The sequence below is a fragment of the Streptomyces sp. NPDC048481 genome (assembly GCF_043200075.1).
Taxonomy (GTDB): domain Bacteria; phylum Actinomycetota; class Actinomycetes; order Streptomycetales; family Streptomycetaceae; genus Streptomyces.
Window position 1 is genome coordinate 57,944 of record NZ_JBICXC010000013.1, and the last position, 16,015, is coordinate 73,958.

The window sequence follows — 16,015 nt, forward strand, 5'->3', positions numbered from 1 at the left end:
CGACGGCTCGTCAGGCCGCCCGGTAGGCCTCGCCGAGTTTGCGCAGGGCCGCCCCGTACCGTCCGGTGAGCGAGAGGTGGTCGGCGTCGGCGAACGGCTTCGAGACCGCCGCCGTGAGATGCGCGCCCACCTTGTGCTGGACGATCAGCCGGGCCCTGTCCACGAGCGCGCGGCCCGCCCCGTCGGCCCCGGCCCGTTCGGCCGCCGCGGCCGCGACCGCCAGCGCGCGGAGGGTGGCCGCGCCGCCGCCGGGCGACTTGGCCGGCGTCGTCAGGCCCCAGCCGTAGGGGAACTGCGGGTCGTACGCCGCGTCCCCCACGTTGATCGGCAGCTGGGCCTCGGACCTGGGCCAGGTGACGGGGAGCCGGCCGGTGAAGGGCCGCTTCCCGTAGAGCACGTCGGCGACGCCGTCGCCCTCGGTGCCCGGCAGCCATGACGCCACCAGGGCGTCGATCGCGCCGAGGCGGTCGCCGATCAGCTGCGGACGTCCGGAGACGATCAGCACCGCGCACTTCATGGCCGCGCAGACCGTGTCGACGGCCGCCCGGTCGGCGGCCGACAACTGGAGGGAGTGGCCGTTGCCGACGTCCCCGACGCCTTCCGCGTACGGGGTCTCGCCGACGACGACCACGCCGACGTCATAGCCCGCCGTGGGCGCGGAGGCGTCTTTGGAGTACGTGACGTCGCCGTCCTTGCGCATCGCGTCGAGGATGGTCGTGCCCCGGGTGTGCGTGCCGGACGCACCCTGCCAGGTGACGGTCCAGCCGCCCGTCTGGTTGCCGAGGTCGTCGGCGTCGGATCCCGCGACGTAGACCTTCTGCGACTTCCTCAGCGGGAGCAGGCCGCCGCTGTTCTTCAGCAGCACCTGCGAGGCGGCGGCCGCCTGCCGGGCGACGGCGCGGTGGGCGGCGCCGCCGATCTTCGATGCGTTGCGGGTCTGCGCGTACGGGTGCTCGAACAGGCCCAGTCGGAACTTCTGGGTGAGGATCCGCGACACGGCGTCGTCGACGCGTCCCGTGCTGATCCGGCCGGCGTTCACCTCGTCGATCAGGGTGGCGGTGAAGTCCTTGTAGCCGTACGGCGTCATCATCATGTCGACGCCCGCGACGACCGCCGCGCGGACGCGGGCGGGGTAGTCGCCGGGGAGTTGGTCGATGGCGTTCCAGTCGCTGATGACGAACCCGCCGAAGCCCATGCGCCCCTTGAGCACGCCGTTGATCATGTCGGCGCGGGCGTGCATCTTCACCGGGCCCTGGCCGTCGCCGAGGACGTCGAGCGAGGAGTAGGACGGCATGACGGTGCCGACGCCGCGGTCGACGGCGGTCCGGAACGGCGCCAGGTGGACGGCTTCCAGCTGCCGGCGGGTGACCTGGGTGACGCCCTGGTCGATGGTGTAGGAGCCGGTCGTGGACGAGCCGTAGGCGGTGCCGCCGTCGCCGACGAAGTGCTTGGCCGTGGCGAGGACCTTGTCGTCGTTCTTGAGGTCCCGTCCGTCGGCGCGGCCCTGGAGGCCCTGCACGACGGTTTCCATGGACTGGACGAGGGCCGGGTCCTCTCCGAAGGACTCGTAGGCGCGTCCCCAGCGTTCGTCGCCGGAGACGCACAGGCAGGGGGCGAAGTCCCAGGGAACGCCGGTGGCACGGACCTCACTGGCCGTCACAGCCCCTGTCTGCTGCGCGAGTTGCGGGTCGCGGGTGGCCCCGATGCCGATGTTGTGGGGCATGATCGTGGCGCCGACCAGGTTGTTGTGGCCGTGCACGGCGTCGACGCCGTAGATCAGCGGGATCTGCAACCTCGTTGCCCGCGTGCGCAGTTGGAAGCGGTCGATCATCCGCGCCCAGGCCTCGGGGGTGTTGGGCGTGGGCGTCGAGCCGCCGCCGGAGAGCAGGGAGCCCAGCCCCTGGGCGGTGACGTCGGCCCCCTCCCCCACCGCGGCGCGCTCGGCCTGGGTCATCTGCCCGGCCTTCTCCCTCAGGGACATGCGGGAGAGCAGGTCCGCCACCCGCTTGCGCACGGGCAACGCGGCGTTCAGGTACGGCAGTCCGTGGGCGTCGACGACGATCTCGGGCGTCTCCGCCGGGGCCCTGGCGCCGGTGACCGTGAGGGCGAGCGGAACCGTCTCGGCGGGTTCGGCGGACTTGTCGCGCAGGGTGCGGACCTCGACGGTCCGCGTCGTGCCCGAGGGCGTGCCGGCCGGGAAGGTGAACGTGCCGCTGACCGGTGTGTAGTCCCCGCCCGGCCGGGCGGTGCCGCCGGTGGTCGCGTAGGCGACGGTGACCGGTTCGTCGAGGGGGGCGGAGGCGGTGGTGGCGACGGTGACCGAGACGGTGGCCGTGCCGCCCTCCCGTACCGGGTAGACGGCGGCATCGGTCGTGACGCTCGCGCGCAGCGCCTGGTCGGCCCGGCCGTACAGCTCGACGTCGTCCATGGCGAAGGTGCCCGCGTCGCCGGCGGGGAGCGTGACGGCGTACCCCCACATGTCGGTGAGCCCGAGGATGTGGTCGATGCCGCCGACGGGCTGGTAGTCCGTGCGGTAGACGAAGTCGGCGAAGGGGAGTTCGATCTGTTTCCAGCCGGTGAAGTCGTCGGTGAAGGTTGTGGTCCACAGTTCGGAGGCCTCGCCGTTCGCGCCGCCGTCCTTGATCTCGAAGGGCACCTTCTTGCCGGTGCCCCGGCCCTCCCACCAGAAGCGGACGCCCCGGTGGGCGGACCAGTCGTGGGCGGGCAGGCCGGCGGCGAAGTCGTGGGTGAAGCCGCCGTAGCCGCTGATGTCGTAGGCGCCGGTGAGCACCTTCTCGCCCTCCGGGGCGTCGGCGCGGGCGGTGAGTCGCAGAGTGGGCGGATCGTCGCTGTCGCCGCCCCAGGTGAAGATGCCCTCGGCCGGCTGGGAGGCGAAGGGCACCTCGCCCTCGAAGCGGTCGACGGGCACCGGGAGGGGGTCGTCGGCGGCGCGGGAGGCCGTCGGCGACACCACGGCGAGGAGCAGGACGGCGGAGAGGAGCAGAGCGGTTCTCGGCATGGACCTTCCCTGGGCTCTCATGGTTCACTCAACACTTAGATCACGCCGTGAGTTAACTAACGGCCCGCACACCCGTCAAGACGTCACGTCAGACATCTCGGGAAGGGCGACATCACATGAGGAGAACCCCCCGCACGGTCCGGCTCCTGCTGGCCGGACTCCTCGCCACGGCCGGCCTGACCGCCGCCGCGCCGTCCGCGCACGCGGCCGGCGAGCAGGTCACCGCCTGGCTCACCACCACCGACGACTCCGCCGGACGCCATGTGGTCCGCGGCCTTCAACAGCAGGCGCCGTTCGCGTTCCAGTCCGGTGCCGGAGGCGCCGGCGAGAACATCACCGTCGACGAGAACACCCGGTACCAGACCTTCACCGGCGGCGGCGCGTCCTTCACGGACACCGCGGCCTGGCTGATGAACAGCAGCGGCGCCCTCTCGGCGGCGACCCGCGACGCGACGATGCGCAAGCTGTTCTCGCCGACGGACGGGATCGGGCTGTCGTTCCTGCGCAACCCGATGGGCGCCTCCGACCTGGCCCGCTACGGCTACACCTACGACGACGTCCCCGCCGGACAGAGCGATCCGAACCTCGACCGCTTCTCGATCGCACACGACCTGGCGGACGTGGTGCCGCTGACGAAACAGGCCCGTCAGCTCAACCCGTCCCTGACGGTCATGGCCTCGCCGTGGACGGCCCCGGCCTGGATGAAGGACAGCGGCTCGCTCAACGGCGGCTGGCTGAAGGCGGAGGACTACGGCGCCTACGCCTCGTACTTCGTGAAGTACCTCCAGGCGTACCGGAGTCAGGGCGTCGACGTCTCCTACGTGACCGCGCAGAACGAACCGACGTGCTGCTCGGGATACCCCTCGATGAGCTGGAACGCGAGCGGGCTTGCGTACTTCCTGAAGAGCGAACTGCTGCCCAAGCTCCGGGCGGCCGGCCTGTCGGCCAAGGTCCTCGCGCACGACTGGAACTGGGACGTCTACGACTCCTACGCGGCGCAGAGCGTCGACGACCCGGCGATCCGCGACCACCCCAACTTCGGCGGCATCGCCTGGCACGGGTACGGCGGCGACGTCGGCAAGCAGACCTCGGTGCACGACCGGTACCCCGGCCTGGACGCGTTCGGCACCGAGCACTCCGGCGGCACGTGGATCGCCGACCAGCAGCGCCAGGACATGCACGACATAGTCGACTACACCCGCAACTGGGCGAAGTCGGTGACCAAGTGGTCGCTGGCGGTCGACCAGAACATGGGCCCGCACAACGGAGGGTGCGGCACCTGCACCGGCCTGATCACCGTGCACAACGGCGACGGGGCGGGCGCGGGCGTGGACTACACCGTCGAGTACTACACGATGGGCCACCTCACCAAGTTCGTCCGGCCGGGCGCGCAGCGCATCGCGTCGACGGCCTCGTCCGCCGTGCCCAACGTGGCGTGGCGCAACCCCGACGGATCGAAGGCGCTGATCGCCTACAACGACGCCGCGACGGCGAGGACGGTGACGATCGGCTGGGGCGGGCAGCACGCGACGTACTCCCTGCCGGGCCGCACGTCGGCCACGTTCACCTGGTCGGGCACGCAGTCCGGCGGCGGCGCGGCCTCGGGAGCCTTCGTCGGGCTCGCGGGCAAGTGCCTCGACGTGGCGGGCGGTTCGAGCGCGAACGGCACGGCGGTCCAGCTCTACGACTGCAACGGGTCCCCGGCCCAGCAGTGGACGGCCGCCTCCGACGGCACGGTCCGCGCGCTCGGCAAGTGCCTCGACGTGACCTCGGGCGCGACCGCGGACGGCACGAAGACCCAGCTGTACGACTGCAACGGCACGGGCGCCCAGCAGTGGGCGTACAACGCCTCGACCGGCGACGTCGTGAACCCGGCCGCGAACAAGTGCCTGGACGTCACCGACAACTCCTCGGCGAACGGGGCACGGGCGCAGATCTGGTCGTGCACCGGCGCCGCCAACCAGAAGTGGCGGCTGGGGTAGCGGTGCGGGGCGTGCCCCCGCCTGTGAGGGCGCGTGCCCGCCCGCATGCGAGCGGGCGGGCGCGCGTCCGGTGATGAACCGGGTCACGGTCACCGGGTGAGCCGTGTCTCATGACGTCGGCGTTGCTATGCAACGAGGTGCATAGCAAAATCGTGGGCATGGCGCTCGAGCACGCGATCCTCGTCTCCCTGCTGGAGAAGCCGGGCTCCGGCTACGAGCTGGCCCGGCGCTTCGAGCGGTCCATCGGGTATTTCTGGACCGCGACCCACCAGCAGATCTACCGCGTGCTCAAACGCATGGAGAGCGACGGCTGGGTCGACGTCCGGGACGTCCCGCAGTACGGGCGCCCCGACAAGAAGGAGTACTCCGTCGCCGGGCCGGGGCGGGACGCCCTCTCCGCCTGGCTCCGGGAAGCGACCGAGCCCGAGAGCGTGCGGCACGACCTGGCGGTGAAGGTGCGCGGCGCCGCCTTCGACGATCCGGCCGCCCTGATCGGCGAGGTCGAGCGGCACCGGCAGGCCCACGCCGACCGCCTGGCCCACTACCTCGCGGGCGAGAACCGCGATTTCGGGGAGCCCGCGTCCGGCGACGGCCGGCTCGACGCCGAGCGGGAGCTCCAGCACGTCGTGCTGCGGGGCGGCATCGCCTACGAGCGGATGATGATCGCCTGGCTCGACGACGTCCGCGCCACGCTCTCCGGCTTCGAAGCCGAGCGCTGACCGGCCGAAGTCCCCGTGCCCGCACCCGCACCCCCACCCGTGGCTCCGCGGCAGCCGTGGCCGCTCCGCGCCGACACCCCGACCCTCACCCCTCCCTCAGCCGAAAGGCGGCACTCATGGCCGACTCGCTGCTCTTCAACCCGCGGACGTACGACCCCGCGCACTTCGACCCGGAGACCCGCAGGCTGTTGCGCGCCACCGTCGACTGGTTCGAGGAGCGGGGCAAGCGGCAACTGATCGAGGACTACCGGTCCCGCGCCTGGCTCGGCGACTTCCTCGCCTTCGCCGCCAAGGAAGGCCTTTTCGCGACGTTCCTCACTCCCTCGTCCGCAGCCGGCGAGGGCGAGGGCGACAAGCGGTGGGACACCGCGCGCATAGCCGCCCTCAACGAGATACTCGGCTTCTACGGCCTGGACTACTGGTACGCCTGGCAGGTCACCATCCTCGGCCTCGGTCCCGTCTGGCAGAGCGACAACGCGGCCGCCCGTGCCCGCGCCGCGGAACTGCTCGCCCAGGGCGAGGTGTTCGCCTTCGGACTGTCCGAGAAGGCCCACGGCGCGGACATCTACTCCACCGACATGCTCCTGGAGCCCGACGGCGCGGGCGGCTTCCGGGCCACCGGTTCCAAGTACTACATCGGCAACGGCAACGCCGCCGGGCTCGTGTCGGTCTTCGGCCGCCGCACCGACGTCGAGGGTCCCGACGGCTACGTCTTCTTCGCCGCCGACAGCCGCCGCCCCGAGTACCACCTGGTCAAGAACGTCGTGGACTCGTCGAAGTACGTCAGCGAGTTCCGCCTGGAGGACTACCCGGTGACGCCGGAGGACGTCCTGCACACCGGCCGCGCCGCGTTCGACGCCGCGCTCAACACGGTCAACGTGGGCAAGTTCAACCTGTGCACCGCCTCGATCGGCATCTGCGAGCACGCGATGTACGAGGCCGTCACCCACGCCCAGAACCGCATCCTCTACGGCCGGCCCGTCACCGCCTTCCCACATGTGCGGCGGGAGCTGACCGACGCCTACGTGCGGCTCGTCGGCATGAAGCTGTTCAGCGACCGCGCCGTCGACTACTTCCGCACCGCGGGCCCCGACGACCGCCGCTACCTCCTCTTCAACCCCATGACGAAGATGAAGGTGACCACCGAGGGCGAGAAGGTCGTCGACCTGATGTGGGACGTCGTCGCCGCCAAGGGATTCGAGAAGGACAACTACTTCGCCCAGGCCGCCGTCGAGATCCGCGGCCTGCCGAAGCTGGAGGGCACCGTCCACGTCAACCTGGCCCTGATCCTCAAGTTCCTGCGCAACCACCTCCTCGACCCGGCCGCCTACGAGCCCGTGCCGACCCGTCTCGAAGCGGCCGACGACGCCTTCCTCTTCCGCCAGGGCCCGGCCCGCGGCCTCGGCTCGGTCCGCTTCCACGACTGGCGGCCCGCGTTCGACGCGTACGCGCGCCTGGCCAACGTGGCCCGGTTCCGGGAGCAGGCCGACGCGCTCTGCGAGTTCGTGCTCACCGCCGCTCCCGACAAGGAGCAGTCCCAGGACCTCGACCTGCTCCTCGCCGTCGGGCAGCTCTTCGCGCTCGTCGTCCACGCGCAGCTGGTCCTGGAGCAGGCAGCCCTCGCCGGCCTCGACGAGGACGTGCTCGACGAACTGTTCGCCGTCCTCGTGCGCGACTTCTCCGCCCACGCCGTCGAGCTGCACGGCAAGGACTCCGCCACCGCGGAGCAGCAGCGGTGGGCGCTCGGCGCGGTACGGCGTCCCGTCGTCGACGCGGCCCGCTCGGAGCGCGTCTGGCAGCGCGTCGAGGCCCTCTCCGGGGCTTACGAGATGATGCCCTGACCCGGCAGGAGTGGGGCGGGACCGTCCGCACGGCCTCCCTCGCTGTCGCCGCCTCCGCGACGACCGCACCGTCCCGACGACCTCACCGTCCCGGTGGCCGGCAGCCCCTGTGCGTGCGCAGGGGCTGCCGCCGGGGGCCGGCGCCCGGCCCGCTCAGGCGCTCGCGAGCGTGAGCTTGACGGCGAAGCCGAGGAAGAGGGCGCCGGCGGCGGTCGTGGCGCCCGCGCTGAGGCGCTTGCGGCGGCGGAAGGCCGCCGCGAGCCGGGTCCCGCTGAAGATCAGCGCCGTCAGATAGAGGAAGCTCGCGAGCTGGGCGAACGTGCCCAGCACCACGAAGGAGACGGCCGGGTAGGCGTACCCGGGGTCGACGAACTGCACGAAGAACGCGACGAAGAACAGGATCGCCTTCGGGTTGAACAGGCTGATCACCAGGGCGCGCCGGAACGGCCGCTCCCCGGCCACCGCCGCCTCGGGCTCGGCGGCGCGCGCGGCCGGCTCGCGCCGGGACCGCCACATCGCGTGCGCGGCCCTGAGCATCCCGACGGCCAGCCAGGTCAGATATCCGGCGCCGGCGTACTTCACGATCCCGAAGAGCACGGCGTTCGCCTGGAGAAGGGACGCCACTCCGGCGGCCGAAAGCGTCATCAGCACCGCGTCCCCGCACCACACGCCGGCCGCGGCCGCGTAACCGGTACGGACGCCCCGCCGGGCGGCGACGGACAGCACATAGAGCGAGTTCGGACCGGGCAGCAGGACGATCAGGACGAGGCCTGCGAGATACGTGGGGAGGTCGATGACGCCAAACATGGCAGCGAGTGTCGCACGAGGGCGAGGCGCCGCGTCCCCGGGCATCCCGCCGAGGCCCGGCCGTCCCGTCGAGCCAAGCGGCGAGCCCTCTGATCGCCCCTTTCCTCCCCGCTACTCCTCCTTCCTCCTTCCTTCCTCCTCCCCCTCTCCCCTGCCGTGCGTCTCTCCGCTCTCGTGCGGCGGCGCGGCCCTACCGCGCCGTCACCGTCAGGTACGCGGTCTTCTTCACGCGGCCGTGGTGGGCGACGACCGTCACGGGGTAGCGGCCGGGCATGAGGTCGGAGCGCACGGTGGCCGTGCCGAAGAAGCGCGGGTCGTCGCCGTCGGCGCCCTTGCTGTCGTCGCGGCCCAGGCGGAGCACCCCGGTGAACGCCGGTGAGGTGGCGGTCAGCCTCGTCTCCTCACCCGGGTCCGGGTACCGGTCGTGCCACATGACGGCGACCCGGCGCCCGACGCCGGCCCGGAACGTGTGCCCGGCCGCCGAATAGCCCCGGCCCGGGTCGTAGAAGCCGAGGTCGTGCGCCTTCCCCCGGTAGTCGCCGTCGCCGGGCTTGGACGCCCGGACCTTCAGGCGCTGCGCGGCGATGCGGCGGCCGTGCGGTCCGTACAGCACGAAGGTGTACGTGCCGTCCGCGAGTCCGGGCTTGAGTCCCGGCCGTGCGGAGAAGAGCCGGGGGTTGTAGAAGTCGCGGTACTCGTCGTGGACCAGGCGCACGGGGGCGGGCAGGGCGGCGGAGCGCACGGTGAAGCCGGCTCCCCGCTCACCGGGGTACAGGTCGTCGAACTCCAGCCACACCGGTTCGCCGGGACGGGTCACGTCGTTGCGCGACGCGGGCAGGGTGAAGGAGGGCCGCCGGGAGGGGACGACCTGGATGCGGTCGCTGGACACGGTGCGGCCGTGGACGGTGACCGTGAGCGGATACCAGCCGGGTCCGACCGTCGTCCTGCGGGTGCCCACGGCCCAGTAGTGGCCGTCCTCCCAGCGCAGCCGCACGGGCGCGGTCAACGCGGGCGACCGGGCGCTCACCGCGTCGCCGCCCTGCGCCCGGCTGACGTTGTAGAGCATCATGTGGACGAGTTCCCCGGGACGGGCGTCGGTCTGCCCGTTGAGGATGAGATAGGGCTTGGTGTCGGCCGTGCCCGGCCTGTCCGACGTGACGGACGCGGAGTGCGCGGAGGCGCCGGTGCTCGGCCTCGCCCCTCCCTTGCCCGCCGTCGTGGCGCACCCGCACAGCACGAGCCCGGCCGCCGCGACGGCCACGGTCCTGGACCAGTTCATCGTTCCCCCCGTAGGTCGGTCCCCTACTGAAGAGGGCGGAACGGCCCCGCTGGTCACCGCCGGCGGCGTGAATGGCGGGAATGCCACCTGTTCACCGGATGTGCCACCCGTTCACGAGGAGGGCTCGACACGCGCCGGGTGCGCGGTCGGGGGGTGGAGGGGGCGACTGCGGGGCATGTACTCCGTAGCCGACGTACGACATCAGGAGGACGCCATGAATCGTCAGTCCAGGATTCATGTCCGTGTGACACGTCGGCCCTCCGCGCCCTCGAAGGACGACATCGACCGCAGGACGCCGTCGGGGCGACTCCTGCCGTACTGACGGAGGACGCTTCTCACTCTCGCGAGTGAGGCGGGCGGGCTCGCCGGCCAGGACACTGGACGGCATGCGAAGCCCCCGGACCGTCGACGCGCTGGTGGCCTCCGCCGTGGTGGCGGCCACGGCCGTCCCCGTGCTGCTGTCGCCGGGGCCCTGGTGGCTGGTGCTGCTGGCGCTGTCCGCCTCCGTTCCCGTGCTGTGGCGGCGGCGGGCGCCGGTGGCGGTGACCCTGGTCGTCGGGGCGGCGATGTCCGTGCTGGTGCTGTGGCAGAAACCGTTGCTGCTGCCGTGGGGGCCGCTGGTGGGCGTCTACACGGTGGCCGCGCTGAGCCGCCCTCTGGTCCGGCTGGTGTCGCTGCCGGTCACGGTGGCCGCCGTCTGGCTCTCGTTGGTGCTGCCGCGGGAGAACGCCGACGTCTATCCGCTCATGGGGACGGCTTTCCTCGCCGCGTTCGCGCTGGGCGCCGCCGAACACGCCCGGCGTGCGCAGGCCGCGGAGCACTCCGAGCGCGCCCGGCGCCTGGAACAGGAGCGGGCTTCGGCGGTGCTGCGGGAACGCGCCCGCATCGCCCGCGACATGCACGACATCGTGACGCACTCGGTCGGTCTGATGGTCGTCCAGGCGGAGGCCGGCCCCTTCGCGGGGCGGCGGGGCGCGGACGCGGCGGACCGCGAGGACGCGCGGACCGAGGCCTTCGACCGCATCGCCGACACGGGACGGGCCACCCTGTCCCAACTGCGGGCGCTGCTCGGCGTGCTGAGGGACGATCGGGCCGACCTGGCGGCGGGTGTGCCGCCCGCCGCGGTCCAGCCCGGTCTTGCCGCGCTGGCGGACCTGGTAGGCGCCTGCGGACTTCCCGTGCGGCTGACCGTGGAAGGCGCGCCGCGCGAGGTGCCGGCCGAGGTCGGCGTCGCCGCGTACCGGATCGTCCAGGAGGCGCTGACGAACGTCCGCAAGCACGCCGGCGCGAGCAGCGTGTCCGTGCGGGTGCGCTGGGGCGGCGACCTGGAGATCGAGATCGCCGACGACGGGCGGGGCGGCCCACCGCGGCCGGGTGGTCTGGGCCTCGTCGGGATGCGGGAGCGCGCGACGACGTGCGGCGGCAGCGTGCGCACCGGGCCGGGACCCGGTGGGTTCACCGTCCTCGCGCGCCTCCCCGTGGACACAGCGGCGTGCTGAGCGTGCTCGTCGCCGACGACCAGGACCTCTTCCGGGCGGCGTTCGCCGCGATCCTGGACGCTCAGGACGACATGACCGTGGTCGGCGAGGCGGGCGACGGCGCGGCCGCGGTCCGGGCGGCACACGGACTACGGCCCGACGTCGTGGTGATGGACGTGCGCATGCCCACCATGAACGGCATCGAGGCCACCCGAAGGATCTGCTCGGCGCTGCCCTCCCGGGTGCTGGTGCTCACCATGTTCGATCTCGACGAGTACGTCTACGACGCGTTGCGCGCGGGCGCCTCCGGTTTCCTGCTGAAGGACATCCGGCGGGACGAACTCGCCCGAGCCGTACGGGTGGTGGCGGAGGGCGACTCGCTGCTCGCCCCCGCGGTCACCCGCCGGCTGGTGGAGGACCTGGTCAGGCGGCCGGGCCACGGTGTCGCGCCCGCCCTCGCGGCCCGGCTGCGGCAGCTCACCGCCCGCGAGGCCGAGACGCTGCGGCTCGTCGCCCGCGGCCTGTCCAACGCCGAGACGGCGCGGGCCCTGCACGTCACCGAACACACCGTCAAAACGCATGTGAGCCACGTCCTCACCAAACTCGGCCTGCGCGACCGCGCGCAGGCGGTCGTGTTCGCCTACGAGTCCGGTCTCGTCGTACCGGGAGGCTCATAGGGCGTGTTTCGAGCCCCGTCTGCCGGGCGACGCCCGGCACGCGCCCTGGCTCTCGGGAGTGAGAGGCGAAAGCCCACGCGCGAGCGACGCGCCGGAGCGGCCGCCCGGCCCACGATCGCCCCATGACCGTCATCGCCTCCGTCACCGCCGCCGTCATCTCCAGTTCCCTGATGCTGCTGTCCGGCACGGGCCTGCACCCGCTGCCCTGGCTCACCTGGCTCGCGCCCCTGCCGGTGCTCCTCCTCGCCCCGCGCGTGGGCGCCCGCGCCGCCGGCTGCGCGGCGGGGCTCGCCTGGCTCCTCGGACAGAGCAGGATGTGGCCCTACTTCGTCGGCACCCTGGAGATGCCGCTCCCGGCCGCGGGCGCCGTCATATTCGGCCAGGCACTGGTGTTCGCCCTGCTGACGCGGGCGTACCGGCGGCTGCTGCTGGACGGGCGTCCGCTCACCGCCGCCGTCGTCGTCCCCGCGGGATGGGTCGCCCTGGAGTACGCCGTCTCCCTGGCCCTGCCGCACGGCGCGTGGCTGAGCCTGGCCTACACGCAGACCGACGTGCTGCCCGTGCTCCAGACGGCCTCCCTGACCGGCCCCTGGGGAATCACCTTCCTGGTGCTCGGCCTGCCCGCGGCGGCCGCCGCGGCGACGGCGCCGCGGGTACGGGGCAGGGGCCGGGTTCTGGCGGCGGCCGCCGTCCTCCTGGCACTGCCGCTCGCCCACGGCGCGTGGAGGCTGGCGCAGCCGCATCCCGTGACCACGGCCCGGGTCGCCCTGCTGGACACCGACCGCCCGGACGACACCGCCGACCTCGCCACCCCCGTCGGGCGGCGCTTGCTCGCCCGCTATGTCGCGCACATCCGCGCGCTGCCGCCCGCGACCGGCACGGTCGTCCTCCCGGAGAAGACCTTCGCCGCCGACGAGCGGACGCTGCCCCTGCTGACCGGCCCTCTTCGGCGGCTCGCCGTCGAGCACCGCCAGGACATCGTCGTCGGGCTGGTGCTCGACCGGGACGGGACGGCCCGCAACGCCGCTCTCGGGTTCCGCGCGCGGGGCGGTGAGCCTGTCGTCTACCTCAAGCACCACCTCGTCCCGGGCGCCGAGGGGGATCTGCGGCCCGGCGGCGGGCTGACGTTCGTCTCCCCCGGCCACGGCCTCATCATCTGCAAGGACCTCGACTTCCCGGCCCTGGTCCGCGACTACCGCCGCCACGGCGCCACCGTCCTCCTCGCGCCCGCCTGGGACTTCACCGAGGACGGCAGGCTGCACAGCCGGATGGCCGTCGCCCGGGGCGTGGAGAACGGCCTGGGCGTGGCACGCGCGTCCCGTGCCGGACGGCTGACCGTGAGCGACCCCTACGGCCGGGTGATCGCCGAACGGGTCACGGGCGACGACGGCTTCACCACGGTCACGGCCGGGCTTCCCGCACCCGCCGGCCCCACCGTCTACACCCGGTTCGGCGACTGGTTCGCCTGGCTCTGCCTGCCGCCGCTCGCCTTCGCGGCCGTCGGCGCGCGCCGCTCCCACCGCCGCACAGGCCGACGCCCGGCCCGTCCGTGGCGGCGGGCACGCGTGCGCCGGTGAAACAGGGGTGCTCCCGCCCTTTGGGTCCCCGGTGCACGGGGACTATCGTCGGACACGGGAGCCAGGGCGAGGAGGACGGCCGTGATGCCGCAGGACGAGGCCGTGATCGGCCGCACGGGAGACCTGCTCGTCGCCACCCGCGGATCCGCGGGTCCGGGCGAGGTCCTGGTGCGGGTCAGGGGCGGCACGGAGACCTTCCTCGCATGGTCGGAGGAGCCCCTGCCGATCGGCTCGACGGTGCTTGTGATCGAATCGCGTGGATGCCGCGAGGTCGGCGTCATCGAATGGGTGGATCCACTGGACGCGCTCGGCGAGGACACCGCCGGCGCAGGCTGAGGAGTACAGGCATGTTCGGATACCGCGTCCCCGCCCCCGACGAGGCGATGCTGATCTCGGGAGGCAGGCGCGGACTGGGCGGCGCGCCGTTCCGTGTGGTGACCGGGCACGGCAAGTTCGTGCTCCCGGTCTTCCGCAAGGTCCGGTTCCTCACCCTGTCCATGTGCGAGTCCGAGGTCACCGAGACCTGTGTGACCCGGCAGGGCATCGCGCTGCACGTGCGCGCGGTCATCGCCTTCAAGGTCGGCAACGACCACGAGAGCATCATCAACGCGGGCCAGCGCTTCCTCTCCGACCAGGAGCAGATGTCCGTGCTCACCGGCCGCATCTTCGCCGGTCATCTGCGGGCCATCATCGGCTCGATGACCGTCGAGGAGATCGTCACCGAACGGCAGAAGCTCGCCGCCGAGGTCCTGGACACCTCGAAGACGGAGATGGCGAAGATCGGCCTCATCGTCGACTCGCTGCAGATCCAGTCGATCGACGACGGCGACACCGGCTACATCGACGCGATGTCCGCGCCGCACAAGGCGGCCATCCAGCGGCAGGCGCAGATCGCGCAGGCGCAGGCCACCCAGACCGCGGCCGAGGCGCAGCAGGAGGCGGCCCGTAAGCAGGCGGAGTACGCGCGGCAGACCGCCGTGGTCCAGGCCGCGTACTCGGCCGAGGTCGACCGCGCCCAGGCGCAGGCCGCGCAGGCGGGGCCGCTGGCCCAGGCTCACGCGCAGCAGGAGGTGCTCGCGGCGCAGACGGAACTCGCCCTGCGCCAGGCCAAGCTGCGCCAGCAGCAGCTGGTGGCCGAGGTCGTGAAGCCCGCCGAGGCCGAGGCGGAGCGGGTCAGGATCCTCGCTGCCGCCGAGGCGCAGCGCATGAAGATCCAGGCGGAGGCGGCCGCCTCGTACGACCGGGTCGCGCTCGACCGGATGCTGATCGACCAGCTCCCGCAGATCGTCAAGGAGGCCGCCGGCGGGCTCGCCGGGGCCAACGTCAACGTCCTGAACGGCGCGGACGGTCTAGGGGAGATCGCCGCCGGTCTCGTCTCCCAGGGTCTGACGATCCTCGACTCGGTGCGCCAGAACCTGGGCGGCCAGGAGTCCGACGGCGCCCGCTCCTCCGGCGCCCGGTCCGAGAACAAGGGCGACGGGCCGCTCCAGCTGCCCACCGGCAAGCAGAAGAAGTCGGACGACGGCCCCGTGGACGTCGACTGACGTCCGTCGTCGCGCGCTGAACGCCACGGGCGTCCGCACCGGCCGCCGGTCGGGCACCGGCGTCCGTCGTTCACCGGCCGCGGGCCCTGCGTCCGTCGCCGGTCGGCCGTCGCCGGTCGCCGGTGACGTCTCGACGGATGTCGGGGAACGGTCGCCGTGGGGGTTCGGCGCGGACGCGGCGGTGGTCGGTGGCGGCGTTTCGTCCCGGTTCCGGTCCTGCGGGGGTTCTAGGCTCGGGCCGTGGGGCAACCTGAGCAGCGCGCCGAGGGCGCGGGACCGTTCGTCACCCGGCTCACCTGGCGCCTTCCCGACGGCGGCACCGCCGTGTGGGAGTCGCGCCTCGCGCGCCGGCGCGGGGTGCTCTCCGTGCGCCCTTCCGGGACGGGGCCCGCTCACCACGTCCGGGCGGACGCCGTTTCCCTGGCCCGGCTGCGGCGGCTCAACGCCGTCGCCGGGGTCGCCTTCGTCGTCGGCGGGGCTCTCTTCGCGGCCGGCGCCGCCGTCGCCCAGTTCGGTTCGGGCGACGCCACGGAGTGCGCCTCGATCTACTTCGTGGGCGGCCTGTTCTTCACTCTCGGCGGGTACGTCTCGCTGCTCCAGGCGGTCAACGCGCCCCGGCACGTGGCCGGTGGAGCGGGACGGCTGGTCACCCCGCGCTGGCGGTGGTGGAGTTACGAGCCGGTGCGGGTGGACTGGCTGAGCGCCTTCGTGCTCTTCTCGGGCACGCTCGTCTTCGCCGTCGACCTGCTGGACTCCTTTCTTCAGGGCCTGACGGTGCAGCAGGTCAACCGGCTCGTCTGGGCGCCCGATGTGATCGGCTGCGTCCTCTTCCTGATCTCCGGTCATCTGGCCGTCGCCGAGATCCTGCACGGCCGGCTGCGCCTGCGGATCCACGGTCTCGGGGAGTGGATCGTGGCCGTCAACCAACTCGGGTCCGTGCTGTTCATGGTCTCGGCGCTCGCCGCCTACACCCGTCCCGCCACCGGGAGCCTCGTCAACGCCGACATCGCCGACTGGGGCACCCTCACCGGCGCGCTGTGCTTCTCCCTCGGGGGCGTCCTCCAGCTCGGCGAGCACTCGTAGAACGGACGG

At 72.6% G+C, this 16,015-nt stretch carries 12 protein-coding genes; 9 read left to right on the plus strand and 3 right to left on the minus strand.

Annotated elements, in window-relative coordinates; all coding sequences use genetic code 11:
- Positions 1 to 10: 10 nt before the first annotated feature.
- Entirely contained in the window at positions 11 to 3,019 is a 3,009-nt protein-coding gene (locus ACGFSH_RS30235) for a glycoside hydrolase family 3 N-terminal domain-containing protein (protein ID WP_393354006.1), read from the minus strand.
- A 116-nt stretch (positions 3,020 to 3,135) separates the two neighbouring features.
- Here ACGFSH_RS30235 and ACGFSH_RS30240 point away from each other — a divergent pair, with 116 nt between their 5' ends.
- The 3 genes from ACGFSH_RS30240 to ACGFSH_RS30250 all read left to right on the plus strand — a co-directional run bounded on the left by ACGFSH_RS30240 (position 3,136) and on the right by ACGFSH_RS30250 (position 7,561).
- Positions 3,136 to 5,001, plus strand: coding sequence for a ricin-type beta-trefoil lectin domain protein (locus ACGFSH_RS30240; RefSeq protein ID WP_393354008.1), 1,866 nt, complete (start codon positions 3,136 to 3,138; stop codon positions 4,999 to 5,001).
- Positions 5,002 to 5,159: 158 nt separating this feature from the next.
- Positions 5,160 to 5,720, plus strand: coding sequence for a PadR family transcriptional regulator (locus ACGFSH_RS30245; protein WP_393354010.1), 561 nt, complete (start codon positions 5,160 to 5,162; stop codon positions 5,718 to 5,720).
- A gap of 116 nt (positions 5,721 to 5,836) precedes the next feature.
- Positions 5,837 to 7,561 (plus strand): acyl-CoA dehydrogenase family protein, encoded by a 1,725-nt coding sequence (locus ACGFSH_RS30250; protein ID WP_393354012.1) that lies wholly within the window; start codon positions 5,837 to 5,839, stop codon positions 7,559 to 7,561.
- A 153-nt stretch (positions 7,562 to 7,714) separates the two neighbouring features.
- On the opposite strand, the gene leuE is transcribed toward ACGFSH_RS30250, so the two are convergent.
- Positions 7,715 to 8,368, minus strand: a complete 654-nt coding sequence (gene leuE / locus ACGFSH_RS30255) for a leucine efflux protein LeuE (RefSeq protein ID WP_393354014.1) — start codon at positions 8,366 to 8,368, stop codon at positions 7,715 to 7,717.
- Between the two features lie 190 nt (positions 8,369 to 8,558).
- Positions 8,559 to 9,647 carry a hypothetical protein gene (locus ACGFSH_RS30260; RefSeq protein ID WP_393354016.1) on the minus strand — a complete coding sequence of 363 codons (1,089 nt, stop codon included), beginning with the start codon at positions 9,645 to 9,647 and terminating at the stop codon, positions 8,559 to 8,561.
- Positions 9,648 to 10,033: 386 nt separating this feature from the next.
- On the opposite strand from ACGFSH_RS30260, the gene ACGFSH_RS30265 reads away from it, so the two are divergent.
- The 6 genes from ACGFSH_RS30265 (at position 10,034) to ACGFSH_RS30290 (ending at position 16,006) form a co-directional block, all read left to right on the plus strand.
- Positions 10,034 to 11,146 (plus strand): sensor histidine kinase, encoded by a 1,113-nt coding sequence (locus ACGFSH_RS30265; RefSeq protein ID WP_393354018.1) that lies wholly within the window; start codon positions 10,034 to 10,036, stop codon positions 11,144 to 11,146.
- Complete coding sequence (locus ACGFSH_RS30270; RefSeq protein ID WP_393354020.1) at positions 11,140 to 11,802, plus strand: response regulator; 663 nt, start codon at positions 11,140 to 11,142, stop codon at positions 11,800 to 11,802. Before ACGFSH_RS30265 ends, ACGFSH_RS30270 begins: the two co-directional genes overlap by 7 nt.
- 122 nt (positions 11,803 to 11,924) lie before the next feature.
- The gene (locus ACGFSH_RS30275) at positions 11,925 to 13,379 is read left to right on the plus strand and encodes a nitrilase-related carbon-nitrogen hydrolase (protein ID WP_393354022.1); all 1,455 of its coding nucleotides are present in this window, start codon (positions 11,925 to 11,927) and stop codon (positions 13,377 to 13,379) included.
- 84 nt (positions 13,380 to 13,463) lie between these two features.
- Positions 13,464 to 13,715 carry a hypothetical protein gene (locus ACGFSH_RS30280; protein WP_393354024.1) on the plus strand — a complete coding sequence of 84 codons (252 nt, stop codon included), beginning with the start codon at positions 13,464 to 13,466 and terminating at the stop codon, positions 13,713 to 13,715.
- A gap of 11 nt (positions 13,716 to 13,726) precedes the next feature.
- The gene (locus ACGFSH_RS30285) at positions 13,727 to 14,923 is read left to right on the plus strand and encodes an SPFH domain-containing protein (RefSeq protein ID WP_393354026.1); all 1,197 of its coding nucleotides are present in this window, start codon (positions 13,727 to 13,729) and stop codon (positions 14,921 to 14,923) included.
- Positions 14,924 to 15,163: 240 nt separating this feature from the next.
- Entirely contained in the window at positions 15,164 to 16,006 is an 843-nt protein-coding gene (locus ACGFSH_RS30290; RefSeq protein ID WP_393354028.1) for a hypothetical protein, read from the plus strand.
- Positions 16,007 to 16,015: the final 9 nt, after the last annotated feature.